The 22,529-nt window shown below is 71.3% G+C and carries 15 protein-coding genes; 12 read left to right on the top strand and 3 right to left on the bottom strand.

Annotation, left to right across the window (positions count from 1 at the left end; genetic code table 11):
• Positions 1–24: 24 nt before the first annotated feature.
• The 11 genes from AABA78_RS06250 (at position 25) to AABA78_RS06200 (ending at position 18,628) form a co-directional block, all read left to right on the top strand.
• Complete coding sequence (locus AABA78_RS06250) at positions 25–2,820, top strand: type IV pilus secretin PilQ (protein WP_338262055.1); 2,796 nt, start codon at positions 25–27, stop codon at positions 2,818–2,820.
• Positions 2,821–2,854: 34 nt separating this feature from the next.
• Entirely contained in the window at positions 2,855–3,511 is a 657-nt protein-coding gene (locus AABA78_RS06245; protein ID WP_338262054.1) for a hypothetical protein, read from the top strand.
• Positions 3,512–3,544: 33 nt separating this feature from the next.
• The gene (locus tag AABA78_RS06240) at positions 3,545–3,907 is read left to right on the top strand and encodes a roadblock/LC7 domain-containing protein (RefSeq protein ID WP_120525949.1); all 363 of its coding nucleotides are present in this window, start codon (positions 3,545–3,547) and stop codon (positions 3,905–3,907) included.
• A gap of 151 nt (positions 3,908–4,058) precedes the next feature.
• Entirely contained in the window at positions 4,059–4,640 is a 582-nt protein-coding gene (gene efp, locus AABA78_RS06235) for an elongation factor P (RefSeq protein WP_171414747.1), read from the top strand.
• 38 nt (positions 4,641–4,678) lie between these two features.
• On the top strand, positions 4,679–5,260 hold the full coding sequence (accB, locus tag AABA78_RS06230) for an acetyl-CoA carboxylase biotin carboxyl carrier protein (RefSeq protein ID WP_338262053.1): 582 nt from the start codon (positions 4,679–4,681) through the stop codon (positions 5,258–5,260).
• A gap of 75 nt (positions 5,261–5,335) precedes the next feature.
• Positions 5,336–6,721, top strand: a complete 1,386-nt coding sequence (gene accC / locus AABA78_RS06225; RefSeq protein ID WP_120525952.1) for an acetyl-CoA carboxylase biotin carboxylase subunit — start codon at positions 5,336–5,338, stop codon at positions 6,719–6,721.
• 191 nt (positions 6,722–6,912) lie between these two features.
• On the top strand, positions 6,913–10,086 hold the full coding sequence (gene sgmX, locus AABA78_RS06220) for a type IV pili formation protein SgmX (RefSeq protein ID WP_338262052.1): 3,174 nt from the start codon (positions 6,913–6,915) through the stop codon (positions 10,084–10,086).
• Positions 10,087–10,112: 26 nt separating this feature from the next.
• On the top strand, positions 10,113–11,054 hold the full coding sequence (locus AABA78_RS06215; RefSeq protein ID WP_171433757.1) for an ExeA family protein: 942 nt from the start codon (positions 10,113–10,115) through the stop codon (positions 11,052–11,054).
• Positions 11,055–11,058: 4 nt separating this feature from the next.
• Complete coding sequence (locus tag AABA78_RS06210) at positions 11,059–14,985, top strand: translocation/assembly module TamB domain-containing protein (protein ID WP_338262051.1); 3,927 nt, start codon at positions 11,059–11,061, stop codon at positions 14,983–14,985.
• Positions 14,986–14,999: 14 nt separating this feature from the next.
• Entirely contained in the window at positions 15,000–18,068 is a 3,069-nt protein-coding gene (locus AABA78_RS06205) for a BamA/OMP85 family outer membrane protein (protein WP_338262050.1), read from the top strand.
• A 44-nt stretch (positions 18,069–18,112) separates the two neighbouring features.
• On the top strand, positions 18,113–18,628 hold the full coding sequence (locus AABA78_RS06200; protein WP_338262049.1) for a hypothetical protein: 516 nt from the start codon (positions 18,113–18,115) through the stop codon (positions 18,626–18,628).
• A gap of 12 nt (positions 18,629–18,640) precedes the next feature.
• Here AABA78_RS06200 and AABA78_RS06195 read toward each other — a convergent pair whose 3' ends face one another.
• The 3 genes from AABA78_RS06195 to AABA78_RS06185 are packed head-to-tail and all read right to left on the bottom strand — an operon-like array spanning position 18,641 to position 21,758.
• Entirely contained in the window at positions 18,641–19,753 is a 1,113-nt protein-coding gene (locus AABA78_RS06195) for a putative Ig domain-containing protein (protein WP_338262048.1), read from the bottom strand.
• Positions 19,750–20,502: a hypothetical protein gene (locus tag AABA78_RS06190; protein ID WP_171414766.1), complete on the bottom strand. Its 753-nt coding sequence runs from the start codon at positions 20,500–20,502 to the stop codon at positions 19,750–19,752. Before AABA78_RS06190 ends, AABA78_RS06195 begins: the two co-directional genes overlap by 4 nt.
• Positions 20,499–21,758 carry a hypothetical protein gene (locus tag AABA78_RS06185; protein WP_338262047.1) on the bottom strand — a complete coding sequence of 420 codons (1,260 nt, stop codon included), beginning with the start codon at positions 21,756–21,758 and terminating at the stop codon, positions 20,499–20,501. The genes AABA78_RS06190 and AABA78_RS06185 overlap by 4 nt, the downstream gene beginning before the upstream one ends.
• A 122-nt stretch (positions 21,759–21,880) precedes the next feature.
• Between AABA78_RS06185 and AABA78_RS06180 the strand changes: the two genes are divergently transcribed.
• Positions 21,881–22,510 (top strand): RNA polymerase sigma factor, encoded by a 630-nt coding sequence (locus AABA78_RS06180; protein WP_171414770.1) that lies wholly within the window; start codon positions 21,881–21,883, stop codon positions 22,508–22,510.
• The last annotated feature ends 19 nt before the right edge of the window (positions 22,511–22,529 follow it).

Below are 22,529 nucleotides of genomic sequence, written 5' to 3'. Positions count from 1 at the left end.
GCTTCCAACTTGTTGAGGGGACGCATGCTCGAGCAGAGCGCTGTGACGAGGGGCAAGTGGATCATGGCGGCCGCATGGGCGGTCGTCCTGGCAAGCGCCAAGGTGTACGGCGCGGATCTCAATACGCTGCGGGACCTGCAGGTGTCCCGGACGGGAGCCGGTGCCCAGGTCGTGGTGACCGGGACCCGGCCGCCCACCTTCACCGTCTTCCGGCTCAGTGGGCCGGAGCGGCTGGTGGTGGACCTGTCGTCCGCGGACGCCACCGGCATCAAGGGGCACCATGACGGCACCGGTCCGGTGTCCGGCGTGGTGGCCGCCCAGTTCTCCGACGCGCGCGCCAGCGTGGGCCGCGTGCTGGTGGCGCTCGACCAGGCCTCCCAGTACGACGTCCGCGCGGAGGGCAACCGCGTGGTCATCTCCGTGGACGGTTCGCCGGTGGCCCCCGCCGCCGCGACCGCCCAGGCTCCCGCGGAGGTGAAGCCGGCGGAGCCCGCCGCGCCGAAGGCCGCCGCCGCCCAGGCGGTCGCCGCCGCGCCGGTGAAGGCCGCGCCCGCTCCGGCGGCCGCGCCCGCGCCGGTGGAGGCCATGGTGGCGGTGGTGCCGGAGGAGGGGACCTCCTCCAAGTCCGCGCCGTCGCAGGCGCCGGGCCGTGAGAACGTCGTCGCCACGGAGGCGGATGAGCGCGAGGTGGCCCACCCGGCCCAGCGCATCACCCAGCTGTCCATGAACGGCGAGGCGCTGCGCGTCGCCGCCGACGGCGACATCGCCCGCTACGAGGTCCTGGAGCTGGTGGATCCGCCTCGCCTGGCCGTGGACGTGTACGGCGTGGGCCTGAGCGCGAAGGCGCCCAAGGTGAAGGGCAACCTGCTCAAGGACGTGCGCGTGGGCGCCCACGAGGACAAGGTCCGCTTGGTGCTCGTGGCCAAGGGCGACATGCCCGCGTACCGCGTGGACCGCGCCGAGCGCGGCCTGGAGGTGGTGCTGGGAAGCGCGGTGGCGCGCAAGCCCAAGCCGTCCCAGCCCCGCGACGCGGTGGCGGAGACCGAGCCCCTGCGCCCGCAGCCCGTGCAGGAAGCCGCGAAGCCGCAGCCCGCCGTGGCGCAGGCCGCGCCGCAGCCGGCGGTGGTGGAGGTCAAGGACCTGTCCTTCGACGAGAGCCCCTCGGGCGGCCGCGTGCAGCTGAAGCTGTCCGGCGCGACGGCGTGGAAGGTGGACCGCCCGGATCCGCGCAGCGCGGTGCTGACGCTGGAGAACGCGCGCCTGCCCAAGAAGCTGGAGCGCAGCCTGGATACCAGCGCGCTGGACACGCCGGTGAAGATGATCAGCGCCTTCAGCGTCCCCGGTGAGGGCCGCAAGGTGCGCCTGGTGGTCGCCGCGGACGGCGCCATCGAGGAGAACGTCACCCAGGGCGCCAACAGCCTGAGCTGGCGGCTGGACGTGCAGGGCGTGAAGACGGAGGAGGTCGCCGTCACCCAGCGCACCGCCGGCTTCACGGCGGAGGCCCCGGCGTACGCGGCGGAGGGCGCGCCCCAGCAGGCCCGCTACCGCGGCAAGCGCGTGTCCTTCGAGTTCAAGGACATCGACATCCAGAACCTGCTGCGCGTCATCGCGGAGATCTCCAAGCGCAACATCGTGGTGGCCGACGACGTCGGTGGCCGCGTGACCATCCGCCTGCGCAACGTGCCCTGGGACCAGGCGCTGGACCTCATCCTGCGCACCAAGCAGCTGGGCCAGGAGCAGGTGGGCAACATCATCCGCATCGCGCCGCTGAAGACCCTGGAAGAGGAGGCGCGGCTGCGCCAGGAGCGCAAGAAGTCGCTGCAGCAGCAGGAGGACCTGCTGGTCAGCCTGGTGCCTGTGAACTACGCGGTGGCCGGTGAGATGTCGTCGCGCGTGAAGGACGTGCTCAGCGACCGCGGCTCGGTGACGGTGGACACGCGCACCAACGTGCTCATCATCAAGGACATCCGCTCCAACACGGAGAAGGCGCGCGCCCTGGTGCGCAGCCTGGACACGCAGACGCCGCAGGTCCTCATCGAGAGCCGCATCGTGGAGGCGAGCACCACCTTCAGCCGCAACCTGGGCGTGCAGTGGGGCGGCCAGACGCGCCTGTCCACCGCGACGGGCAACCCCACCGGCCTCATCTTCCCCAGCACCGTCGGCGTCACGGGCGGCGCGGGCGGCGCGGCGCCGGGTGTCCCCACCCAGCCCAACTTCGCGGTGAACCTGCCGGCGGCGGTGGGTGAGGGCCTCGGTGGCGCCATGGGCTTCGCCTTCGGCTCCGCGGGCGGCGCCGTGCAGCTCAACCTGCGCCTGTCCGCGGCGGAGACGGAGGGCACCGTGAAGACCATCTCCTCGCCCAAGGTCACCACGCTGGACAACAACACGGCCCGCATCAGCCAGGGTCTGTCCATCCCGTTCAGCCAGACGTCGGCCGGCGGCGTGAACACGACCTTCGTGGAAGCGCGCCTGTCGCTGGAAGTCACGCCGCACATCACCCAGGACGGCAGCATCCTCATGTCCATCGCGGCGCAGAACAACCAGCCGGACCCGTCCAACACCGGCGCCAACGGCCAGCCCTCCATCCAGCGCAAGGAGGCCAACACCCAGGTCCTGGTGAAGGACGGCGACACGACGGTCATCGGCGGCATCTACGTGCGCCGGGGCAGCACCCGGACCAACTCGGTGCCCTTCCTGTCGAAGATCCCCGTGCTCGGCTTCTTTTTCCGGAACACCAACGACACGGACGAGCGGCAGGAGCTGCTCATCTTCATCACGCCCCGCATCCTCAACCGGCAGACCATCGCGCAGAGCCTCTAATGGCATCGCGCCCTGATTGGGAGAGACCATTCCAATGAAGCCCTTCTTCATCGCGGCGGCCCTGTCGCTCGGGCTCTGCTCGTGCTCAGAGAGTGCACCCGTCGTCCAGATCCTCCAGACCAAGCTGCCCAACGCGGCCTGTGTTGTCGCCGCAGACAGCGCCGGGCTCGCGAGCGGTTCGCTCAACCTCGCGTACGGGGACCGCTACCTCCTGGCGTTCGTGGTGAACAACAGCTACGCCTCCACGCCCATCGAAGTCGGAGACGTCCCCCTGGAGCCGGACAGCACTTCCGGTGGGGCCGGCACCGCCATCGTCGACACGCTCAAGCTGTCCTACGAGTCGACGCCGAGCCTCTCCATCCCCGACGGAGAGGTGCCCTACACGGCGGGGCTGGCTCCCGCCTCCGAGGGCAACACGCTCGTGGCCGACCTGCTCACGACGGAGGCCGCGCAGGCCCTGTCGCAGGCGGTCGCGTCGGGAGGGACGGTCCAGGTGCGCGTCACCGTCCAGTTCGCCGGCAAGTTCGCTTCGGGCGGCAAGAGCTTCGAGACGAACGAGGTCGTCTACGCCATCGACGCCTACTCGGCGACCCGCCCCATCCCGGCCTGCACCCCGGGGCAGGTCATCCAGCCCGTCATCCCGTGCAACTCGACGGGTGGCCAGGACGGCAACTACCCCGAGTGCGTCTGAACCGGGCCCACGCCCCCCGGCCCTGGGAGAACCATGTCTTTTCGCACGCACCTTGAAGCGGTGGTGAACCAGGTGGACGGGGCCCTCGCGTGCAGCGTGATGGGCTTCGACGGCATCTCCGTGGACACGTTCCAGAAGGACGAGGCCACGGAGCTGGACGTCTCCGGTACCTGGGTGGAGTACGCCAACCTGCTCACGCAGCTGAAGAACGCGGCCGAGTCGCTGAAGACGGGCACCGTCACCGAGGTGTCCGTCAACAGCGAGAAGGTCCTCACCGTGATGCGCCTGCTGACGCCGGAGTACTTCCTGGTGCTGGCCCTGCGCGCGGACGGGAATTTCGGCAAGGGGCGCTATGTCCTGCGCGTCACCGCGCCGCAGGTGAAGGCGGAGTTGTAGTCACGCACGTCCGCTCGGGCAGGGGCTTGTCGGGCCTGCCCGGCGACGCAGCGTGCCGCCGCTTTCCCCTTTGCAGGAAACAGGGCATGGGCTAGACACCCCGGGCTTTCGTCTTTACGTCAGTCTGGTCAGGCTGAAGGAGTCGGTCCCCATGGCCGGTTTTGTCGACACCTCTGAATTTCGCAATGGTTTGAAGATCGAGATCGACGGCGAACCGTTCGTGATCGAGTACTTCCAGCACGTCAAGCCGGGCAAGGGCTCCGCCTTCGTGCGGACCAAGATTCGCAGCCTGCTCAGCGGTCGCATGCTGGAGCCCACCATGAAGTCCGGTGACAAGGTGGGCGTCCCCGACATCGAGCAGAAGGACATGGAGTACCTCTACTCGTCCGGCGACGAGTACTACTTCATGGAGAAGAAGACCTTCGAGCAGACCTTCATCACGGAGAAGGTGCTGGGCGAGGCGAAGAACTTCCTGAAGGAAAACACCCCGGTGGAGGTCCTCTACTGGAACGGCAAGGCCATCTCCGTCGGTCTGCCGAACTCCGTGGACCTCAAGGTCGTCAAGTGCGACCCCGGCGTGCGCGGCGACACCGTGTCCGGCGCGATGAAGCCCGCGACGCTGGAGACCGGCTTCACCGTCAACGTGCCCCTGTTCATCAACGAGGGTGACGTGCTGAAGATCGACACGCGTGAAGGTGGCAAGTACCTCACCCGCGTGGCGACCGCGGGCTAGGGCGTCTTCCCTTCACCTGGCGACCCGGAGGGGTCTGAATGGCAACGAAGCGCAAGGCAACCCGGCCGGCCGAGTCCTCGGGCGCGGCTTCCGGGCGGGATGCGGGCACCACGTCCCTGGACGTGGACGCCCTCCGGCAGATTGTCGAAATCCTGGAGGCCTCCGACGTCACCCGGCTGGTGTGGACGCGGGGTCCGGAGAAGCTCTACATCCGCCGCGGTCACGCGCCGGAGACGACCATCGTCCACCACACGGCGCCGTCGGGCCCCGGGGTGACGGTGTCGCCGCCGGTGGACTACGCCGCTCCGGCCGCGCCTCGTGCGGCCCCTGCCGCGGCCCCCGCCGCCGCGCCGGCGCCGGAGAAGCCCGCGGAGAAGCCGGGCCACCTGGTGACCAGCCCCTTTGTGGGGACGTTCTACCGGACCCCCGCGCCGGACCAGCCCCCGTTCGTGGACGTGGGCACGGTGGTGCGCAAGGGCCAGGTGCTCTGCATCGTGGAAGCGATGAAGTTGATGAACGAAATCGAGTCCGAGGTCTCCGGCCGCGTCGCCGAGGTCCTCGTGGAGAACGGTCGCCCGGTGGAGTTCGGCCAGGCGCTGTTCCGCATCGAGCCGGCCTGAGTCTCACTTTGTCAGGCGCGTCCGGCCCAGTTCCGGGCGGGACGCGCCTCAAGGCCCTCGCGAAGGAGCACGGCCGTGTTCAAGAAGGTCCTGGTCGCCAACCGCGGGGAGATTGCCCTGCGGGTCATCCGCGCATGCCGTGAACTGGGCATCGCCACCGTGGCGGTGCACTCCACCGCCGACGCCCACGCGCTGCACGTGCGCTTCGCGGACGAGGCCGTCTGCATCGGGCCGCCTCCGTCCAAGGAGAGCTACCTCAACGTGCCGCAGCTGCTCTCCGCGGCGGAGATCACCCGCGCGGACGCCATCCACCCGGGCTACGGCTTCCTGTCGGAGAACGCCGAGTTCGCGGAGGTCTGCGAGAACTGCAAGATCCGCTTCATTGGCCCGCGTCCGGAGATGCTGCGGCTGATGGGCAACAAGGTGCGCGCGCGCGCCGCGGCCCGCGAGGCCGGCATGCCGCTGCTCCCGGGCAGCCCTGGCGTGGTGAAGGATCCGCGCGAGGCGGAGGCGTTCGCGAAGGAGATCGGTTTCCCGGTCATCCTGAAGGCGGCGGCGGGCGGCGGCGGCAAGGGCATGAAGATCGTCCGCGAGCCGGGTGTGCTCGCGCAGGCGTTCTCCACCGCGCAGGCGGAGGCCCTGGCCAGTTTCAACAACGGCGACCTCTACATCGAGCGGTACGTGGAGAAGCCGCGCCACATCGAGATTCAAATCGTCGCGGACGAGCACGGGAACATCATCCACCTCAACGAGCGTGAGTGCTCCGTGCAGCGGCGGCACCAGAAGCTCATCGAGGAGAGCCCGTCCCCCGCGCTGACGCCGGAGCTGCGCCAGCGCATGGGCGAGGTGTCCGTCGCCGCGATGAAGAAGCTGCGCTACAACAACGTGGGCACCATCGAGTACCTGCTCGACGAGCGCGGCGAGTTCTACTTCATGGAGATGAACACGCGCATCCAGGTGGAGCACCCCGTGACGGAGCTGGTCATGGGCGTGGACCTGGTCCGTGAGCAGATCCGCATGGCCTACGGGCACCCCCTGCGCTTCAAGCAGGAGGACGTGCAGATCCGCGGGCACGCCATCGAGTGCCGCGTGAACGCGGAGGACCCCGTCACGTTCGCGCCGTGGCCGGGAAAGATCACCGGCTACAGCGTGCCGGGCGGCTACGGCGTGCGCGTGGACTCCGCCGCGTACGAGAACTACACGGTGCTGCCGTACTACGACAGCCTGCTGTCGAAGCTCATCGTGCACGCGGAGGACCGCGAGACGGCCATCCGCCGCATGCAGCGCGCGCTCTCCGAGTACGTGGTGGAGGGCATCCGCACGAACATCCCGTTCCACCGGGCCGCACTGGCGGAGGAGTCCTTCCAGGAGGGCAACTACGACACCCGCTTCGTGGAGCGCCTGCTGGCGAGCGAGACGGGTTCGCGCCGGCTCAAGAAGGCCGTGGAAGAGACGCCGTAGCGCGCACCGCAAGGACGTGGAAAACCCGCCGGGCGGACGAGCGTCCAGGCGGGTGATCCAGCCCCGGGGGATGGAAGGCTGTTTCTTGACCCGCGTCGGAGGATTCCGTTAGCCTCCGACGCTCCCCCCCAGAGAAGGACTGAAACCCGCGAAGTTCCTCGGGGTTTCTGCCTGTCGGAAGCGCACGCTCGATGGACAAGAACAAGATCATCGAAGCCGCCGCGAAGCTGGTCGCGAAGGGCGCGTACGACAAAGCCATCAAGGAGTACCAGAAGGTCCTGGAGGTCGACCCGAAGGACATCCGGGTCCTCCAGAAGATGGGGGAGCTGTACCAGAAGAAGAACGACAACGCGCAGGCGGCGCACTTCTTCACCAAGGTCGCGGAGAGCTACTCCTCGGACGGCTTCTTCCTCAAGGCCGTCGCCCTCTACAAGCAGGTCCTCAAGCTCAACCCGAACCTGCTGGAGGTGAACCTCAAGCTGGCGGAGCTGCACCAGCAGCTGGGGTTGATGTCGGAGGCGATGGCGTACTTCCAGATCGTCGCCAACCACTACGACAAGGCGGGCGACACCAAGTCGAGCCTCGACACCCTCAAGAAGATGGTGGATCTCGACCCGGAGAACGTGGCGTCGAAGATCAAGCTCGCGGAGCTGTACGCGCGCGAGAACATGACGAAGGAAGCGGCGCAGGAGTTCAAGCGCGCCGCGGAGTACCTCAAGCGCAACGCCCGCGCGGATGACTGGCTTCGCGTCGCCGAGCGCCTCTCCGCGCTGGAGCCGGACAACCTCCCGCTCGCGAAGGAGCTGGCCGCGTCGTACCTGCAGCGCGGCGACCAGAAGCGCGCGCTCGCCAAGCTCCAGGTCTGCTTCAAGGCGGATGGCCGCGACGTGGAGACGCTGACGCTCCTGGCCCAGGCGTTCCAGGGGCTGGGCCAGGTCTCCAAGACGGTGTCCGTCTACAAGGAGCTCGCGAAGATCCACCAGGAGCGCGGCCGCACCGCCGAGTCCGACGGCGTGTGGACGCAGATTGAGCTGTTGGATCCGCAGGACCCGGACCTGCTCGCGCGCCGGGGCCCCGTCGCGGAACCCGAGCCGGAGCCCGCGCCCGCCGCGCACCACCACGCCGAGGAGGCCGCGCCCGCATGGAGCGCTCCCGCCGCCGCGGCGCCTGCGTCCCGTCCCGCGCCCGCCGCGCCGCCCGCGGCCGTGGTGCCGCCTCCGCCCGCGGGGATGAGCCGCGAGCAGCTGGCCAAGCTGCTGACGGAGACGGACGTCTACGTGAAGTACGGGCTCCACGACAAAGCGCTGGAGCACCTGCGCAAGGTCTTCTCCGTGGATCCGGAGAACCTGGACGCGCACGAGAAGGCGTACCACATCTACGTGGCGGCCAATAACGGCGCGCAGGCGTCGGAGCAGCTGCTCAACGTGCTGCGCCTGTGCACGCGCCGCGCGGACGTGCAGCGCGCGCAGCCGTACCTGGCGACCATCCTCCAGGAGAACCCGGCGCATCCCGAGGTGCCCGCCTTCCTGTCCGTGCTCCGCGCGGAAGGGGGCTTCGTGGCGCCGGTGGCGACGCCGGGCGTGGAGTCGCTGGAGGAGGACGCCATCCTGGTGGACTCCAACGACGACGAGGTCCTCGTCGCGGATCCGCCGGAGGACGCGCTCGCGCAGCCGGAGGGCGACGAGCTGGCGCTCGCGGCGCTGAGCCACGGGTCGGACTCGGATGAGATCGTCGACGACGAGGTCGCGGAGACCACGTTGAGCGGCGAGGAAGCGGTGATGGGCGAGCCCATCAGCTCCGCCGAGAACGCCGTCTACGACGACCTGCCGCCGCAGGACGACCTGGTGATGGGGTCCGACGAGGACTCGCTGGTGCTCGCGGACGAGCCGGGCCTGGGCGGAGACGCTTCCGGCGGCCTGGACGACGAGCCGCTGGTCGCTTCGGACGACGCGCTGGCGTACGCGGAGGACTCGTTCGCGGACGTGGGCGGGGATGAGCCCATGGTGCTCGCGGACGACGCGGGCGGCATGTCGCTGGGCGACGAGGAGGAGGCTCCGCCCACGCGCATCCTGTCCCCGTCGCGCGCGCTGCTGGAGGAGGCCGCGCCGGACACGCGCCAGCTGCCGACGCTGGACGACGGCGACGACGAAGCGCTGGTCGACCCCGGCATGTCGCTGGGCGAGGACGACGACGCGCCCACGCGCGTGGGGCTCGCGCCCCTGGACGCCTCCGCGCTGGACGACGCCGGCCTGGACGAGAGCTTCGCCGCGCCCGCGGAAGAGCCCGCGTACACGGGCGGCATGTCGCTGGGCGACGAGGACGACGACGAGCCCACCGCCGCGCACATGGTGCTCGCGCCGATGGAGGAGCTGTCCTACGACGAGCCCCAGGCCGAGGCGCTCGAGGACACGCCGGAGCCTGAACCGGAGCCCGAGGCCCTGGCGGATGCGCCGGAGCCCGAGCCCGAGGAGGAGCCTGCCTCCGAGGAGTGCGACGAGGCGTCGTTCTTCCTGGACCAGGGCCTGCTGGAAGAGGCGCGCGAGATCCTGGAGACGGTGGCCATCGCGTTCCCGGGCCACGTGCGCGCCGGGGAGCTGATGGCGCGGCTGGAGGAGCTGGAGGCCGGCGGTGGCGCGGCCCCCGAGGAGGAGGCCCCCTCCGAGCCCGTGCACGTGCCCTCCGTGCAGCCGGTGACGGAGGCGTCGCTCGACGACGGCGGCGGTGGTGGCGACGCGTTCGACCTGGCGGCGCAGCTGGCCGGTGAGCTGGACGACCTGGGCGGTGAGTCGCTGGCGGCGGTGCCCCCGGCGGACGAGGACTTCCAGTACTCGGTGGACGAGGTTTTCGCCGAGTTCAAGAAGGGCCTGGCCAAGGTGGTGAAGCCCGAGGACGTGGACACGCACTACGACCTGGGCATCGCCTACAAGGAAATGGGCCTGCTGGACGACGCCGTCCACGAGTTCGAGGTGGCCCGCCAGGGCTGCATGGGCACCCCGCGCGAGCTGGACTGCCTGACGATGATTGGCATGCTGCACACGCTGCGCGGCAAGCCGGAAGAGTCCGTGCAGGTGTTCAAGGAAGGCCTTTCCAACGTGCTCGCGACGGGCGAGGTGGCCAAGGCGCTGGGCTTCGAGCTGGCGAGCGCCTACGACGCGCTCAACGAGCAGGGCAAGGCGCTCTTCCACTTCCAGCGCGTGGCCGCGATGGACGCGAAGTACCGCGACGTGGGGTCGCAGGTGACGCGGCTGTCCGCGCTGACCGCGCCCGAGGAGGACCCGCTGCCCCGCGCTGGCAAGGGGCCCGCGACGCCGGCACCGGTTCAAGCGGCGGGCGCGCCGAAGGCTCGTAAAGTAGGGTACGTGTAGCGCGTCCCCACGAGGCCCGGCGAGAGATGACGACCTACCTCGATTTCTTCGAACTCACCCAGGAGCCGTTCTCCAACGCTCCGGTGAGCCGCTTCTATTACAACTCCGCGCAGCACTCGCAGGCCCTCACCCGGCTGATGCACGCCGTGGGCTACATGAAGGGTCTGTCCATCCTCGTGGGCGACATCGGCGCGGGGAAGACGACGCTCGCCCGGCGCATGCTCGACTCGCTTCCGGAGTCCGAGTACGAGGCCGCGCTGCTCGTCATCATCCACTCGGGCATCACCGCCCAGTGGCTCCTGCGCCGCATCGCGCTCCAACTGGGCGTGGAGAACCCCGCGCAGGAGAAGCTGGCGCTCCTGTCGCAGCTCTACCAGCGCCTCCTGCAAATCTACGAGTCCGGCAAGAAGGCCGTCGTCCTCATCGACGAGGCGCAGATGCTGGAGACGCGGGAGATCATGGAGGAGTTCCGGGGGCTGCTGAACCTGGAAGTGCCGGAGCGCAAGCTCATCTCCTTCGTCTTCTTCGGCCTGCCGGAGATCGAGAAGAACCTGAAGCTGGACCCGCCGCTCGCCCAGCGCGTGGCGCTCCGCTACAAGCTGGAGCCCTTCACGGCGGAGTCCACCGAGGCGTACGTGAAGCACCGGCTGCGGCTCGCCGGCTGCCCGCGCATGCCCTTCACGCCGGAGGCGCTGCTCGCCGTGCACGAGCACTCCGGCGGCACCCCGCGCGTCATCAACACCCTGTGCGACAACGCCCTCTTCGAGGCGTTCCTGGCGCGCTCGGAGACCATCAGCGCGGAGCTGGTGCACCGCATCGGGACGAACCTGGGACTCCAGGGCGGCTCGGCTGCTGCCCAGGCAGGCGAGCGGGCGAGCGCTCCCGCCACGTCGCTGCCCCGGACGGCGAACACCAAAATCGACCTGGCGGAGATCGACCGCTACCTCGAGGGACTCGGTAAGCTCTAGCGGCTTGTCCCTCCCCAGCCGCAACAGTGCTGCGCGCAAGGCGCTCTTGTGGGTGCTCCTCGTGGTGTCGGGGAGCATCCTGCTGTTGCGCCAGCCGTTCACCTGGGACGCGGCCTGCACCGTGGCGCGCAGGCACCTGCCGGACCTGCTGGGCGTGGACGTGGGCATCGGCCGGTGTGAGCTGGATCCGCTGGGCTCGCGCGTGGTGCTGCACGGCGTGTCGGTGTTCGCGCGCGGCACGGACACGCCGCTGTTCGCCGCGGACGAGGCGGAGGTGGCGCTGGGCTTCCTGTCGCCCCTGTCGCGCCGCCTCATGCTGGGCCAGGTGCGCGTGCGCCATCCGCGCGTGGCGTTGGATTTGTCCCGGCCCGCGTCCAGCCCGCCTTCCTCCGACGGCACGTGCCCGCTCACGCCGCTGACGCGCGTGGGCGTGGGGCGCCTGGACATCACCGGCGCGGAGGTGCGCCTCGCGCTGCCGGACGGGCGCGGCGTGGAGGTGGAGAACCTGGACGTGGGGTGGGTGGAGCACTGGGGCGTGATGGAGCTGGAGGTCGGCGCGCGGCGCGGCCTGGTGCGCCTGGGCGCGGGCGGTGGCGAGCTGACGCTGGGCCAGCTGGGCTTCACCGGCGCGCTGGACCCCGACGAGGGGCTGCTGGACGTGGAGCGCGCGGAGGTGACGCTCGACGACATCACCGCCACGGTGTCCGGCCGCGTGGAGACGCTGTGCCACCCGGTGCTCGCGCTGGACGCGCAGGTGTTCCTGCCGCTGCGCACGCTGTCGCAGGCGAAGCTGCTGCCGCGTCCGGCCACCGGGCACCTGTGGACGCGCCTGTCCGTCACCGGGAAGCCGTCCGCGCTCGCGGTGGGCGCGGACCTGTCCGCGAGCAACCTGGCCTATGAGCAGTACGGCCCGGTGAGCCTCAACGCGCGCCTGTCGTACGCGGGGGACCGCGTGCGCGTGGAGTCGCTGGAGGCTCCGCTGGGGAGCGGCAAGGTGAAGCTGTCGGGCGCGCTCCAGCTCACGCCGGAGCTGCCGGTGGACGTGACGCTCCAGACGGAGGACGCGTCGTTCGGGCGCATCCTGGAGCGCGCGGGCGTGGCGGGCTCCTGGGTGGACTTCCCCGCGACGGCGAACGCGCACCTCACCGGGACGCTCTTGCCCCGGCCGTCGCTGTCCGGCCCGTTGGACCTGCGCAGCGGCCGCTTCACGCTGGCCACGCGCGCGTTCGACGCGCCGCCGAACTCTGGCAAGACGCTGCTCACCTTCGAGCGGGGCCGCGCGCAGACGACCGTGAAGCTGACGGGCGACCGCGTGTCCTTCACCCGCCTCACGGTGGAGTCCGGCCGCTCGCGCGTGCACGGCGACGTGACGCTCTACTTCGACACCACGCGCGGCCTGGACATCCAGGGCAACGGCGAGCTGGAGCTGTCGGACTTCGGCCACATCGCGGAGCTGCCGTGGTCCGGGAAGGGCTCCGCGAACTACTCCGTCGTGGGGCCGTACTCGGACGTGAAGGTGGACGCGAGCCTGTCCCTGCGCGACTTCACCTTCTGGGGCTTCGGCCTGGGCGTGACGCAGGCGAAGCTGTCGTATTCCGACGGGCTCCTGTCCTTCCCGTCGCTCACCGGCCAGAAGGGGCGCACGCAGTACTTCGGCAAGGCGGCGCTCACCTTCGCGCGCCTGCTGCACCTGCGCCTGGACGTCACGGTGCCGCAGGGGCGCACCGAGGACCTGGTGGACCTGGTGGCGGGCCTGAGTCCGTCCATCGCGGTGATTCAGGGCCAGTTCGCCGGCGCGGCTTCCGGACGCGTGGAAATCGACAGCCCGCTGGAGAAGCTGGAGGGGCTGGTGGCCTTCGACCTGCGCGACACCACGTACCTGGGGCGCCGGCTGGGCGCGGGCTCCGCGCGGCTGCGCTTCGTGGACGGCAAGGCGATGGTGCTGGAGCGCACCGTGCTGGACGGCCGGCTGGGGCGCACCTGGGTGGAGGGCTCCTTCGGCTTCACGGGGGGCGCGCTGGACTACCGCTTCGGCGGCGAGAACCTGTCGCTGGCGGAGGCCGTGGGCCCGGAGACCGCGGAGGAGATGGGCATCCAGGGCACGCTCGCGCTCGCGGGCACCGTGGCGGGCACGGCGGACAAGCCGGACATCCAGGCCACGCTGAAGGGGCCGCGCATCACCTTCGCGTCGCGCGACCTGGGCGCCATGGACCTGTCGCTGCACCAGGAGGGCAAGCAGCTGCGCATCACCGGGCGCCCCTTCCGCGACGCGCAGGGCTTCCTGAACATGACGGTGAAGGAGCCCTACCTCTTCGACTCCACCGTCGACCTGCTGCTGCCGGAAATCAAGCCGCTGCTGCCCCAGGTGCCGGCGCTCGCGGGCGTCACCGGCATGCTCGCGGGCCGCGTGACGGTGCAGGGCCCGCTGTTGCAGCCGGAGGGCTACCAGGTGGCGGCCACGGTGCGCGAGCTGTCGCTGGCGCGGGGCGACCTGCGCGGGCGCAACCAGGGACCCCTGGTGCTGACGTACATCAACGGGCGGCTGGACGTGCAGCCCTTCCGCTTCAGCGGCGCGTCGGTGGACGTCACGCTGGGCGGCTGGATGAGCAAGCGCGCCATGAACATGAGCCTGCGCGAGGGGCGCATGGACGTGCGCCTCCTGGAGCCGCTGCTGCCGGGCATGGAGCGCGTGGGCGGCCAGCTGCGCGTGGACGCGGAGGCGACGGGTTCCCTGGACGCGCCGTCGGTGGTGGGCACCGCGGAGCTGTCCGACGTGCGGCTGTCCATGCGCGACCTGCCGCTCACCGTGCGCGGCATGTCCGGCCGGCTGGAGCTGACGGGCCAGCGCGTGCTGCTGGAGCACCTGCAGGCCCAGGTCAACGAGGGCCAGGTGTCCGCGCGCGGCGACATCCGGCTGGAGCGCTTCGTGCCCAAGCGGCTGGCGCTGACGCTGCAACTGGATGCAGTGCCGTACCGGATGACGGAGGACCTGCCGCTCACCGTGTCCGGCCTGTTGCAGGTGGTCGGGCCTCCCACGGGGCCCACCGTCACGGGCGGGCTGGACATCGTCAAGCTGCGCTACCAGAAGCCGCTCGACATCGAGTCGCTGCTCAAGACGATGCAGAAGAAGCCGCAGCTCGCGGTGGGCGGCGGGGGCGAGCGCGCGAGGGACCCCTTCTTCACCTGGGACGTCAACGTGCACTTCGGCGACGTGCGCGTGGACAACAACCTGGCGAAGGCGCGGCTCCTGGGCGACGTGCGGCTCACCGGCACGGACGTGAAGCCGGGGCTCCTGGGCCGCGTGGAGGCGGCCGAGGGCAGCCAGGCGTTCTTCCGCAACAACCTCTTCACCATCGAGCAGGGGCAGCTGGAGTTCCGCGACGCGTCCGGCATCGACCCGGTGTTCGAGGTGCAGGCGCAGACGTCCGTGCGCGAGTTCGTGGTGAAGCTGCACGCCTTCGGCCGGCCGGCCAACCCGCTGGTGGTGCTTTCGTCGGAGCCGGTGCTCACGGAGGGTGACATCCTGTCGCTGCTGACACTGGGCGTGACGAGCGCGGACAAGGACACGGCCGCGTCGGCGAGCTACGGTCTGGCGGCGGAGGCCCTCTTCAACGTGTCGGGACTGGACCGGCAGGTGCGCCGGTTCCTGCCCAGCAATCCCGTCCTCAGGGACCTGTCCCTTCAAATCTCCACCACCTACAACGACGCCACCCGGCAAGCGGAGCCCACCGCACAACTGGAGTCGAAGTTCCTGTCCGAGCAGCTTAAAATCGGGATGACCCAGCCAGTGAGTGGGCGAGGCACCCGGGCACGCGCTGAGTACCGCTTCGACGACCGTCTTTCCGCACAGGCCCAGTGGGACAACGAGAACAGCCAGGCGTCGTTCGGAAACCTCGGGCTCGAGCTGAAGCTGGGCTGGGAGGTCGAGTAGCCGCGCTGACCGCGGTGCTGCTCCTCGTGTGCGCGCTGCCCGCCTTCGCGGCGCCCGCGGGCCACGACGACGAAGCGCCGGCAGTGGTCGCCGTGGAGCTGCACCTGCCGGAGGGCATGGCGCCGGACGGGCTGTCGGGGCTCGTCACGCTGCGCAAGGGCCAGGCGCTGACGCCCGGCGCGGTGCGCAAGTCGGTGGAGCGGCTGTTCGCCACGGGGCGCTTCGCGGACGTGGTGGCGCTCACCCAGGACGTGCCGGGTGGGGTGCGGCTGGTGTTCCAGCTCATGCCGCTGCCGCTGCTGTCGCACGTGGCGGTGCGGGGCAACCACGTCCTCACGTCCGGGGAGCTGCTGGACGCGAGCGGGCTGCTCCAGGGCGGGCCCCTGGACCCGGAGGAACTGGACACCGCGGCGGACTCCGTGCGCGAGGCCTACCAGCGCAAGGGCTACGACGCCGTCGACATCCAGGTGGAGGAGCGGCCGGTGCCCGCGGGCGGCGTCGCGGTGACGCTGGTGGTGGAGGAGGGCAAGCCCACGCGCGTGCGGCAGGTGACCTTCTCCGGCAGCCCCGCGCTGCCGCTGCCGCGCCTGGTGGACGCGCTGGGGATGAAGCCCGGCCAGGTGTTCGACCGGGCGAAGCTGGACGGCGGGCTGGAGCGGCTGCGGGCGCTCCTGCGCGAGGGCCAGCACTGGCGGGCCTGGGTGGGCACGCCCACCGTCGTCGTGGAGGACAGCGAGGCGTCCGTGGCGGTGCCGGTGTCGGCGGGCCCCGCGTTCCACCTGCGCTTCACGGGCAACCGCCGCTTCCCCGGCTCGCTGCTGGCGCGCGTGGTGGCCTACGACGGCGAGGAGGCGATGGACGAGGCCGTGGCGGCGCGGCTCGCGCGGCGGCTGGAGGCGTTCTACCGGCGGCGCGGCTTCCACGACGCGCGCGTGCGGCCGCTGGAGCTCTTGCGGCCGGACGGGGACGCGGCGGTGCTGGGCTTCCAGGTGGAGGAGGGCGCCCCGCTGCGCGTGACGGACGTGCGCTTCCGCGGCAACGCGGCGCTGTCGTCGGACCTGCTGCGCTCCATGCTCACCAACCAGGTGGCGGCGCAGGAGACGTGGCCGGAGCTGGACCTGCCCATGCGCGAGGACCCGCTGGAGACCGAAGGGCGCGAGCGGCGCCAGGACGCGAGCGGGGGGGCCCCGCCGGACCCCTCCACGGTCTACGTGGAGGAGGCGTGGCTGGAGGCCGCGGACGCCATGACGACGACCTACCGCGAGCAGGGCTTCGCGTCCGCGCAGGTGACCTTCCGCGGCCTCACGGTGGACGCGGTCCACCACACGGCGGAGGCGGACTTCGACGTGGAGGAGGGGCCCCAGGCGCTGATCCGCGCGCCCATCTTCCTGGGCATGCCGCTGGAGGTGGACCCCGTCTGGGTGACGCTGCTGCTGCCCGCGGGGACGCCGCTGAGCTTCGAGAAGGTGGACCAGGCGCAGGCCGCGCTGGAGCGGGGGCTGGGCCGCGAGGGCTACCTCTTCGCGCGCGTGAGCAACTCCGTGTCGGTGGAGGAGAACGGCACTTCCGCGCAGGTGACCTACCGCACGGACCCTGGGCCTCGCGTGCGCGTGGGGCAGGTGCTGCTCCAGGGGCTGACGCGCTCGGATCCGGACGTGGTGCTGGCGCAGCTGGACCTGAAGCCCGGACAGCCGCTGTCGGTGGAGGCGCTGGCGGAGGCCCAGCGCCGGCTGTCGCGGCTGGGGCTGTTCCGGCAGGCGGAGGTGTCGCTGGCGGACCCCAACCGCCGTGAGGCCTCCAAGGACGTGCTGGTGACGGTGCAGGAGCGCCCGCGCATCGACGGCGAGGTGTCCGGCGGCTACTTCCTGGTGGACGGTCCGCGCATCACGCTGGATACAGCCTGGCGCAACCTGGACGGCCGGGGGTTGAACCTGCTGGCGCGCGGCAAGGTGAACTACGCGGGCGCGAGCGCGGAGGCGCTGTCGTCGTCGCGGCTGCCGGCCGGGTGCTCCACCGGAGAGCTGTCCGGCGAGGCGTGTCAGTCCGACCTGGACGGCTTCAGCGGCCTGGGCGGGCGCGGCAACCTGGCGCTGTCCCAGCCCCGGCTGTCCTTCCTGGCGCCGCAGGAGATTGGCGCGCGGTTGGACCTGATTGGCGAGCGCGTGCACCGGCCGTCGTACCTGTCCACGCGGTTCGCGGCGGTGCTGGGCGCGGACTGGGCGCTGGCGTCGTGGGTGAACGTGTCGCTCCAGTACGAACTGGAGAACAACCGGCTGCGCTCGCGCGCGGGCGTGCTGGAGCTGGTCAACCGCGCGGACCAGGAGCGCCTGCGCTACCCGTACGGCGACTTCGCGCTGCACTCGCTGCGCCCGTCCATGACGCTGGACTTCCGCGACGACCCGGCGAACCCGCGCCGGGGCATGGTGCTCAGCAGCAGCGTGGAGTTCATGCGCGGCATCAGCGTCCATCCCACGGACGTCGCGGGCAACCGCGTGCCGGAGTTCCCCATCGACGGCGTGAAGCTGTCCGGCAGCGTGAGCGCGTACGCGCCGCTGGGCCGCCGCGCGAGCGTGGCGGTGAGCGCGCGCGCGGGCACCATCGTCCCGCTGACGCAGGGGGCGCAGAACATCGGGTCCAAGCTGTTCTACCTGGGCGGCTCCTCCAGCCTCCGGGGCTTCCGCGAGGACGGCGTGCTGCCGCAGGACGTGCGCGAGGCGCTGCACCAGCGGCTGGCCGCGTGCCGCGCGGTCATCACGCCCGCGGGCTGCCCGGATGACCTGAAGGCGGTGCTCTCCGGCCAGGTGCCCGCGAGCCAGGGCGGCGAGCTCTTCACGCTGGCCAAGGCGGAGCTGCGCGTGCCCGCCGTCGCGGCGGTGGACCTGGGGCTGTTCTTCGAGGCGGGCAACCTGTGGCAGGACCGCACGCTGTTCGACCCGGGCGTGCTGCGCTACGCGGCGGGCGTGGGCCTGCGCTACGTGACGCCCGTGGGCCCGCTGGCCTTCGACGTGGGCTTCAACCTGGACCGCGACGAAGCGCTCAATGAAGCGCCCACGCAGTTCCACTTCAGCATCGGGACGTTCTGACCGGAGGCCTTCGCTTGCGACCCGTCCGTGCGCGCCACCGTGGAATGGCTTGGAGACTGGCTGGGGGACTGGCCCTGCTGGGCGCGTTCGCGCTCGCGTGTCAGCACGGGCCGGACGCCGCCGCGAAGGCGCCGCGGCCCACGTGGATGCCGCCGGAGGGGAGCTGTCCTCGCGGCGCGCAGCTCCAGATGGAGCGGCTGGGGCTGAAGGTGGGGGACCGCATCCCCGTCATCGTGGACAGCATCCAGGACCACCCGGGGCCGGCCCGGTACAACTACAGCTTCGTCATCGCGCTGCCGCAGGCGGAAGGGGAGGCGAAGCTGCCGGGGGCGCGCATCGGCGGGCGGCTCTACGTGACGAAGCACCGCGTGTTCGGCCGGTACGACCGCATCTTCACCCCGGAGAGCGGCGCCACGTCGGTGCCCTTCTGCGGCGTGCTGCTGGACTCGCGCTGGGACCGGGACGGCGAGGGCCTCATCGCGTACCCCAGCCCGATGAAGGGCTTCTCCGTGGTGCAGGACAACACGGGCGTCATCCAGGTGGTGGACCGCTACCCGTGAGGCCCGGGCGCTTCAGTCGACGTGCAGGGAGTAGGACTGCGAGTCGTTGGCCAGCAGGTCCACGGCGCTGATCTGGAAGGTGAAGTCGCTCCCGCTCGTGGGCTTGCCGTAGAGGATGCCCTCCTTCGTGTCCAGGAGGATGCCCGGCGGCAGCGCTCCGTCCTTCACGCTCCAGTTGAACGTGCCGGTGCCGCCGGTCGTCCGGAGGGTGTAGCTGTAGTCGGAGCCCACGCGTCCGGTGGGCACCGCGCGCGACAGCAGCTTGACGTTGCCGGTGGCGTTCGTGAGGGTGATGGAGAGCGTGCCGGTGACGGACTGGGGCGGCGTGTCGCTGTCCGTCACGACCACCGTGAACGTCGCCGTCCCGGCCTGCGTCGTGGTGCCGGTGATGAGGCCGTTGGAGGCGAGCGTCAGCCCCGACGGCAGCGACTGCTCCGGCGCGAGGGCGAAGGTGTAGGGGGCCTTGCCTCCGGTGGCGGAGATGCGCTCGGTATAGGCGCGATTGCTGGGGGCGTCCGCGAGCGGCGCTGGACCCGCGACCCGCAGCAGCGGCCGGGCTCGCAGGGTCAGGCTGCCGCTGGCGCGCTTCGCCGGGGTGCTCCGGTCGGTCACCTCCACCGGGAGGACCAGGTCCCCCGCGCGCGTGGGCGTGCCGGTGACGCGGCCCTCGGTGTCGAGCGTGATGCCCGCGGGCAGCTGGCCGGTGGCGTTGAACGTGTACGGCGGTGTGCCGCCCCGGGCCTGGAGCTGCGCCGAGTAGGCGACGGCCTCGACGGCCTCCGGCAGGTTGGACTCCAGCGAGAGCGCGGAAGGGCCCGCGTCGTTGCTGCCCGCGTCCGCTTCGCCCGCGTCCGCGACCCCGGAGTCCACGGTGCCGGCGTCCACCTCCGCACCCGCATCCACCTCCGTGCCCGCGTCCACCTCGTCCACGGGGTCTGGCCTGTCACAGGGCCCCCCTTCACCACAGGCCGGCAGACAGCGGTTCTCCGAAGGGAGGCACGACGTGCCGGAAGGGCAGCCCCCGGCCGCGTCGCACGGGGCGAAGCGCGACAGGTCCGGCGCGAAGGTGCACGCCCCCACCGTGAGGACGACGGCGCCCGTCAGCGCGGCGAGCCACTGCTTCATGGCAACTCCCAGATGAAGGACACCGCGCCCCCGAGCCCCAGCAGCGCGCCCACGCCCAGCAGCACGTTGGACGTGCGCGCCTGACGCCGGCCCGCGTCCAGCCGCGACGCGAAGCAGTCCGTGAAGGACTCTCCGGCCGTGGCGCACTCGCCGCCGTTGCGCGACACCTTCGACTCCGTGCTTCGCGCCGCCAGCCCGAAGCCCACGCCCGCGATGAGCGCCGCGCCGCCCGCGCCCCACAACACCCTGGGCAGCACGCGCGAACCCTGGGGCTCCCGCACCGCGCGCGCCGTCACCAGCGGCGACCAGACCTGCTGGAGCGCGTGGGTCGCGCGCGCGTCCGCTTCGCCCGGCATCGTGGCCGGCGCCTCGAACTGCGCTCGCGTCTCCGTGCCGCGCGCGTCCGTCACGGTGAGCGCCACGCTGCGCCTGCCTCCCACGCCCAGCGCCACCCCCCGCACCAGCCTGCGCACGCCCAGCGCCGTGGCCTGCGCGCTCCGGCACTCCGCGTCGCCACACGCCGCCAGCGCCGCGCCCGCGCCGCGCAGCCTCGCCAGCGTGTCCTCGCGCGACTCCAGGCACGCGTCCGGCAACGCGGCCACCGCGCGCCGCGTGGCGTCCTCCAGCTCGCGCGCGTCCTCGGACGGCAGGGCCAGCCTCTCGAAGGGCACGAGCACCACGCGCGTCTGCGCGTCGCACGGCGCGGACATCCGCAGCAGCATGAGCAGCAGGGACGCGGGGGGGCTCATGGCACCAGGACCGCGTCGGCCTCGTCCGACGACGGCGTGATGCCGAGGCTCGCCATGTAGCCCCGGTAGAAGCGCGGTCCGAACGGCACGGAGAAGAGCTTGTCGCGCAGCGCGTCCTGCACCGCGCCCCGGGCCGCCACGCTCGCGTCGCTCCAGCGCAGGCCGCCCGCGTCCACCACCTCCGACGCCCGGGTGATGGCGAACGACGCCTCGCGGCCGCTGGCCCGGAGGTAGTAGCCGCGCCCCACGGGCAGCGACACCACCAGCGGCCGCTCGCGCTCCTTGTGCAGCTCCACCACGCGGATGCCGCGCGCGTCCTCCACCCACAGCCGGCCCGCCACGCCCGTGGGCACCAGCAGGTAGCCCAGCGACGCGGCGGACGCCAGGTCCGTCAGGGCGAACGCCCGGTCCAGCGCGGGCGGCTGGATGTACACGCGCGGCTGGCCTCGCACGTCGTCCATGCCCTGGCTCGCGGCGGCCACGAAGGCCCGCAGCTCCGCGTAGTCCACCTTGCCGTCCCCGTTCACGTCCCCCGCGCCCGACAGCGCCGAGCGCACCATGTGGCTGAAGACGCCGGAGCGGATGGCGCTCCACTCGTGGCTCTCCTGCTCCGACGACGTGGACAGCACCACCCCCACCTGCGGGAAGCGCTCCAGCTCGCGGTTGCCCAACAGGCCCTTCACCGCGTCCGCGTACGCCGGGCCCACCGGCAGCGCGCCGCGCGAGTGGACGAAGAAGTACGAATCACACGCGTCCACGATGAGCTGGAGGAAGGACGCCTTGCTCGGCGCCAGCACCCGCGCGTACAGCTCCGTGCGCGTCAGCGGCCCGTCCAGCAGGCTCACCGACCCTTCACCCGCGGCGCCGCGCTTGCCGTGGCCCACGAAGACGAAGGACAGCACCGGCACCGCGCCCTTCGCCCGGTCCTCCGCCATGCGGCCGTTCAGGCGTGCGAGGGCATCCCACAGCGCGGCGTGGGTGGGGGCCCGTGTCCTGGCGGCGAGCCCCGGGTGCAGGGCCTGCGTCTCCGCGTCCAGCACGCTCAGCAGCACCACCTCGCGCGAGCGGGGGGCGAACAGCTCGTAGTAGCGGGCGCCGTCGTCGTCCGCGTAGCGCAGGGGGGCCTGGGACGGCTCGGTGCCCGTGTTGCTGGCCACGATGAGGGCGTAGTGCACCTGCTCCGGCGCGGCGCTCGCAGCGGTACCGGCCAGCAGGAGTACACCCAGGGCCAGGGTCCTGTGAGAGGGCTTTCGCATCAGGGATTGCGCGGTGCGCAGTGCGAAAGAATGCCATGGGGAGCAACCGACAATCCACCGGAGGCCGCTCGCGACAACATGCGGATGACGGGACCGCGACGGACGCGGTAAGCCCTTGAGGGATGGAGTGGGATGACGACACGCTGCGCCGTTTTCGCGAAGGCACCCCGGAGGTGCTGGCGGACGTGTATCGCGCGCACGCGGAGCCGCTCGCCCGGTTGCTCAAGGCGGCCGCATGGCGGGGAGCCTTCACCCGCCTGAGGAACGCGATGGAGCTGGAGAACACGCTGCTGGAGACCTTCGCCCGAGCCTTCGAGCCGCGCACGCGCGCGGCCTACAACGGCACGCGTCCCTATGCCCACTTCCTGATGGGCATCGCGCGCAACGTGCTGCTGGAGCAGTCGCGCGAGCGCGAGCTGGTGGGCCGGGACGAGGCCTTCGAGGGGCTCACCGAGTCCTCCCCCGAGGACGGCGGGCTGGCGGAGTTGCTGGAGGACCGCGAGGTGGAGGCGCTGCTCGCGGCGTTCAAGGGCGGTCTGTCGCGGGAGGAGCACCGGCTGTTCGAGCTGCGCTTCGGCGAGGGCGTGGCCCAGGAAGAGGCGGCCACGGCGCTGGGCCTCACGCGCATCCAGGTGCGGCGGCGCGAGTTCGGCCTGAAGTCCAGGCTGCTGGGGTTCCTCCAGTCGAAGGGGTACCTCGAGGACCTGGAGACGCAGGGCTGGAGCTTCTTCAAGCGGCGGGGTGCGCGATGAGTGGCTGTGACGACCGCCG

The sequence above is a fragment of the Corallococcus caeni genome, from assembly GCF_036245865.1.
In the GTDB taxonomy this organism is placed as follows: Bacteria; Myxococcota; Myxococcia; order Myxococcales; family Myxococcaceae; genus Corallococcus; species Corallococcus caeni.
The sequence above is the reverse complement of the archived record's forward strand: the minus strand, read 5'-3'. Positions and strand labels throughout refer to the sequence as shown.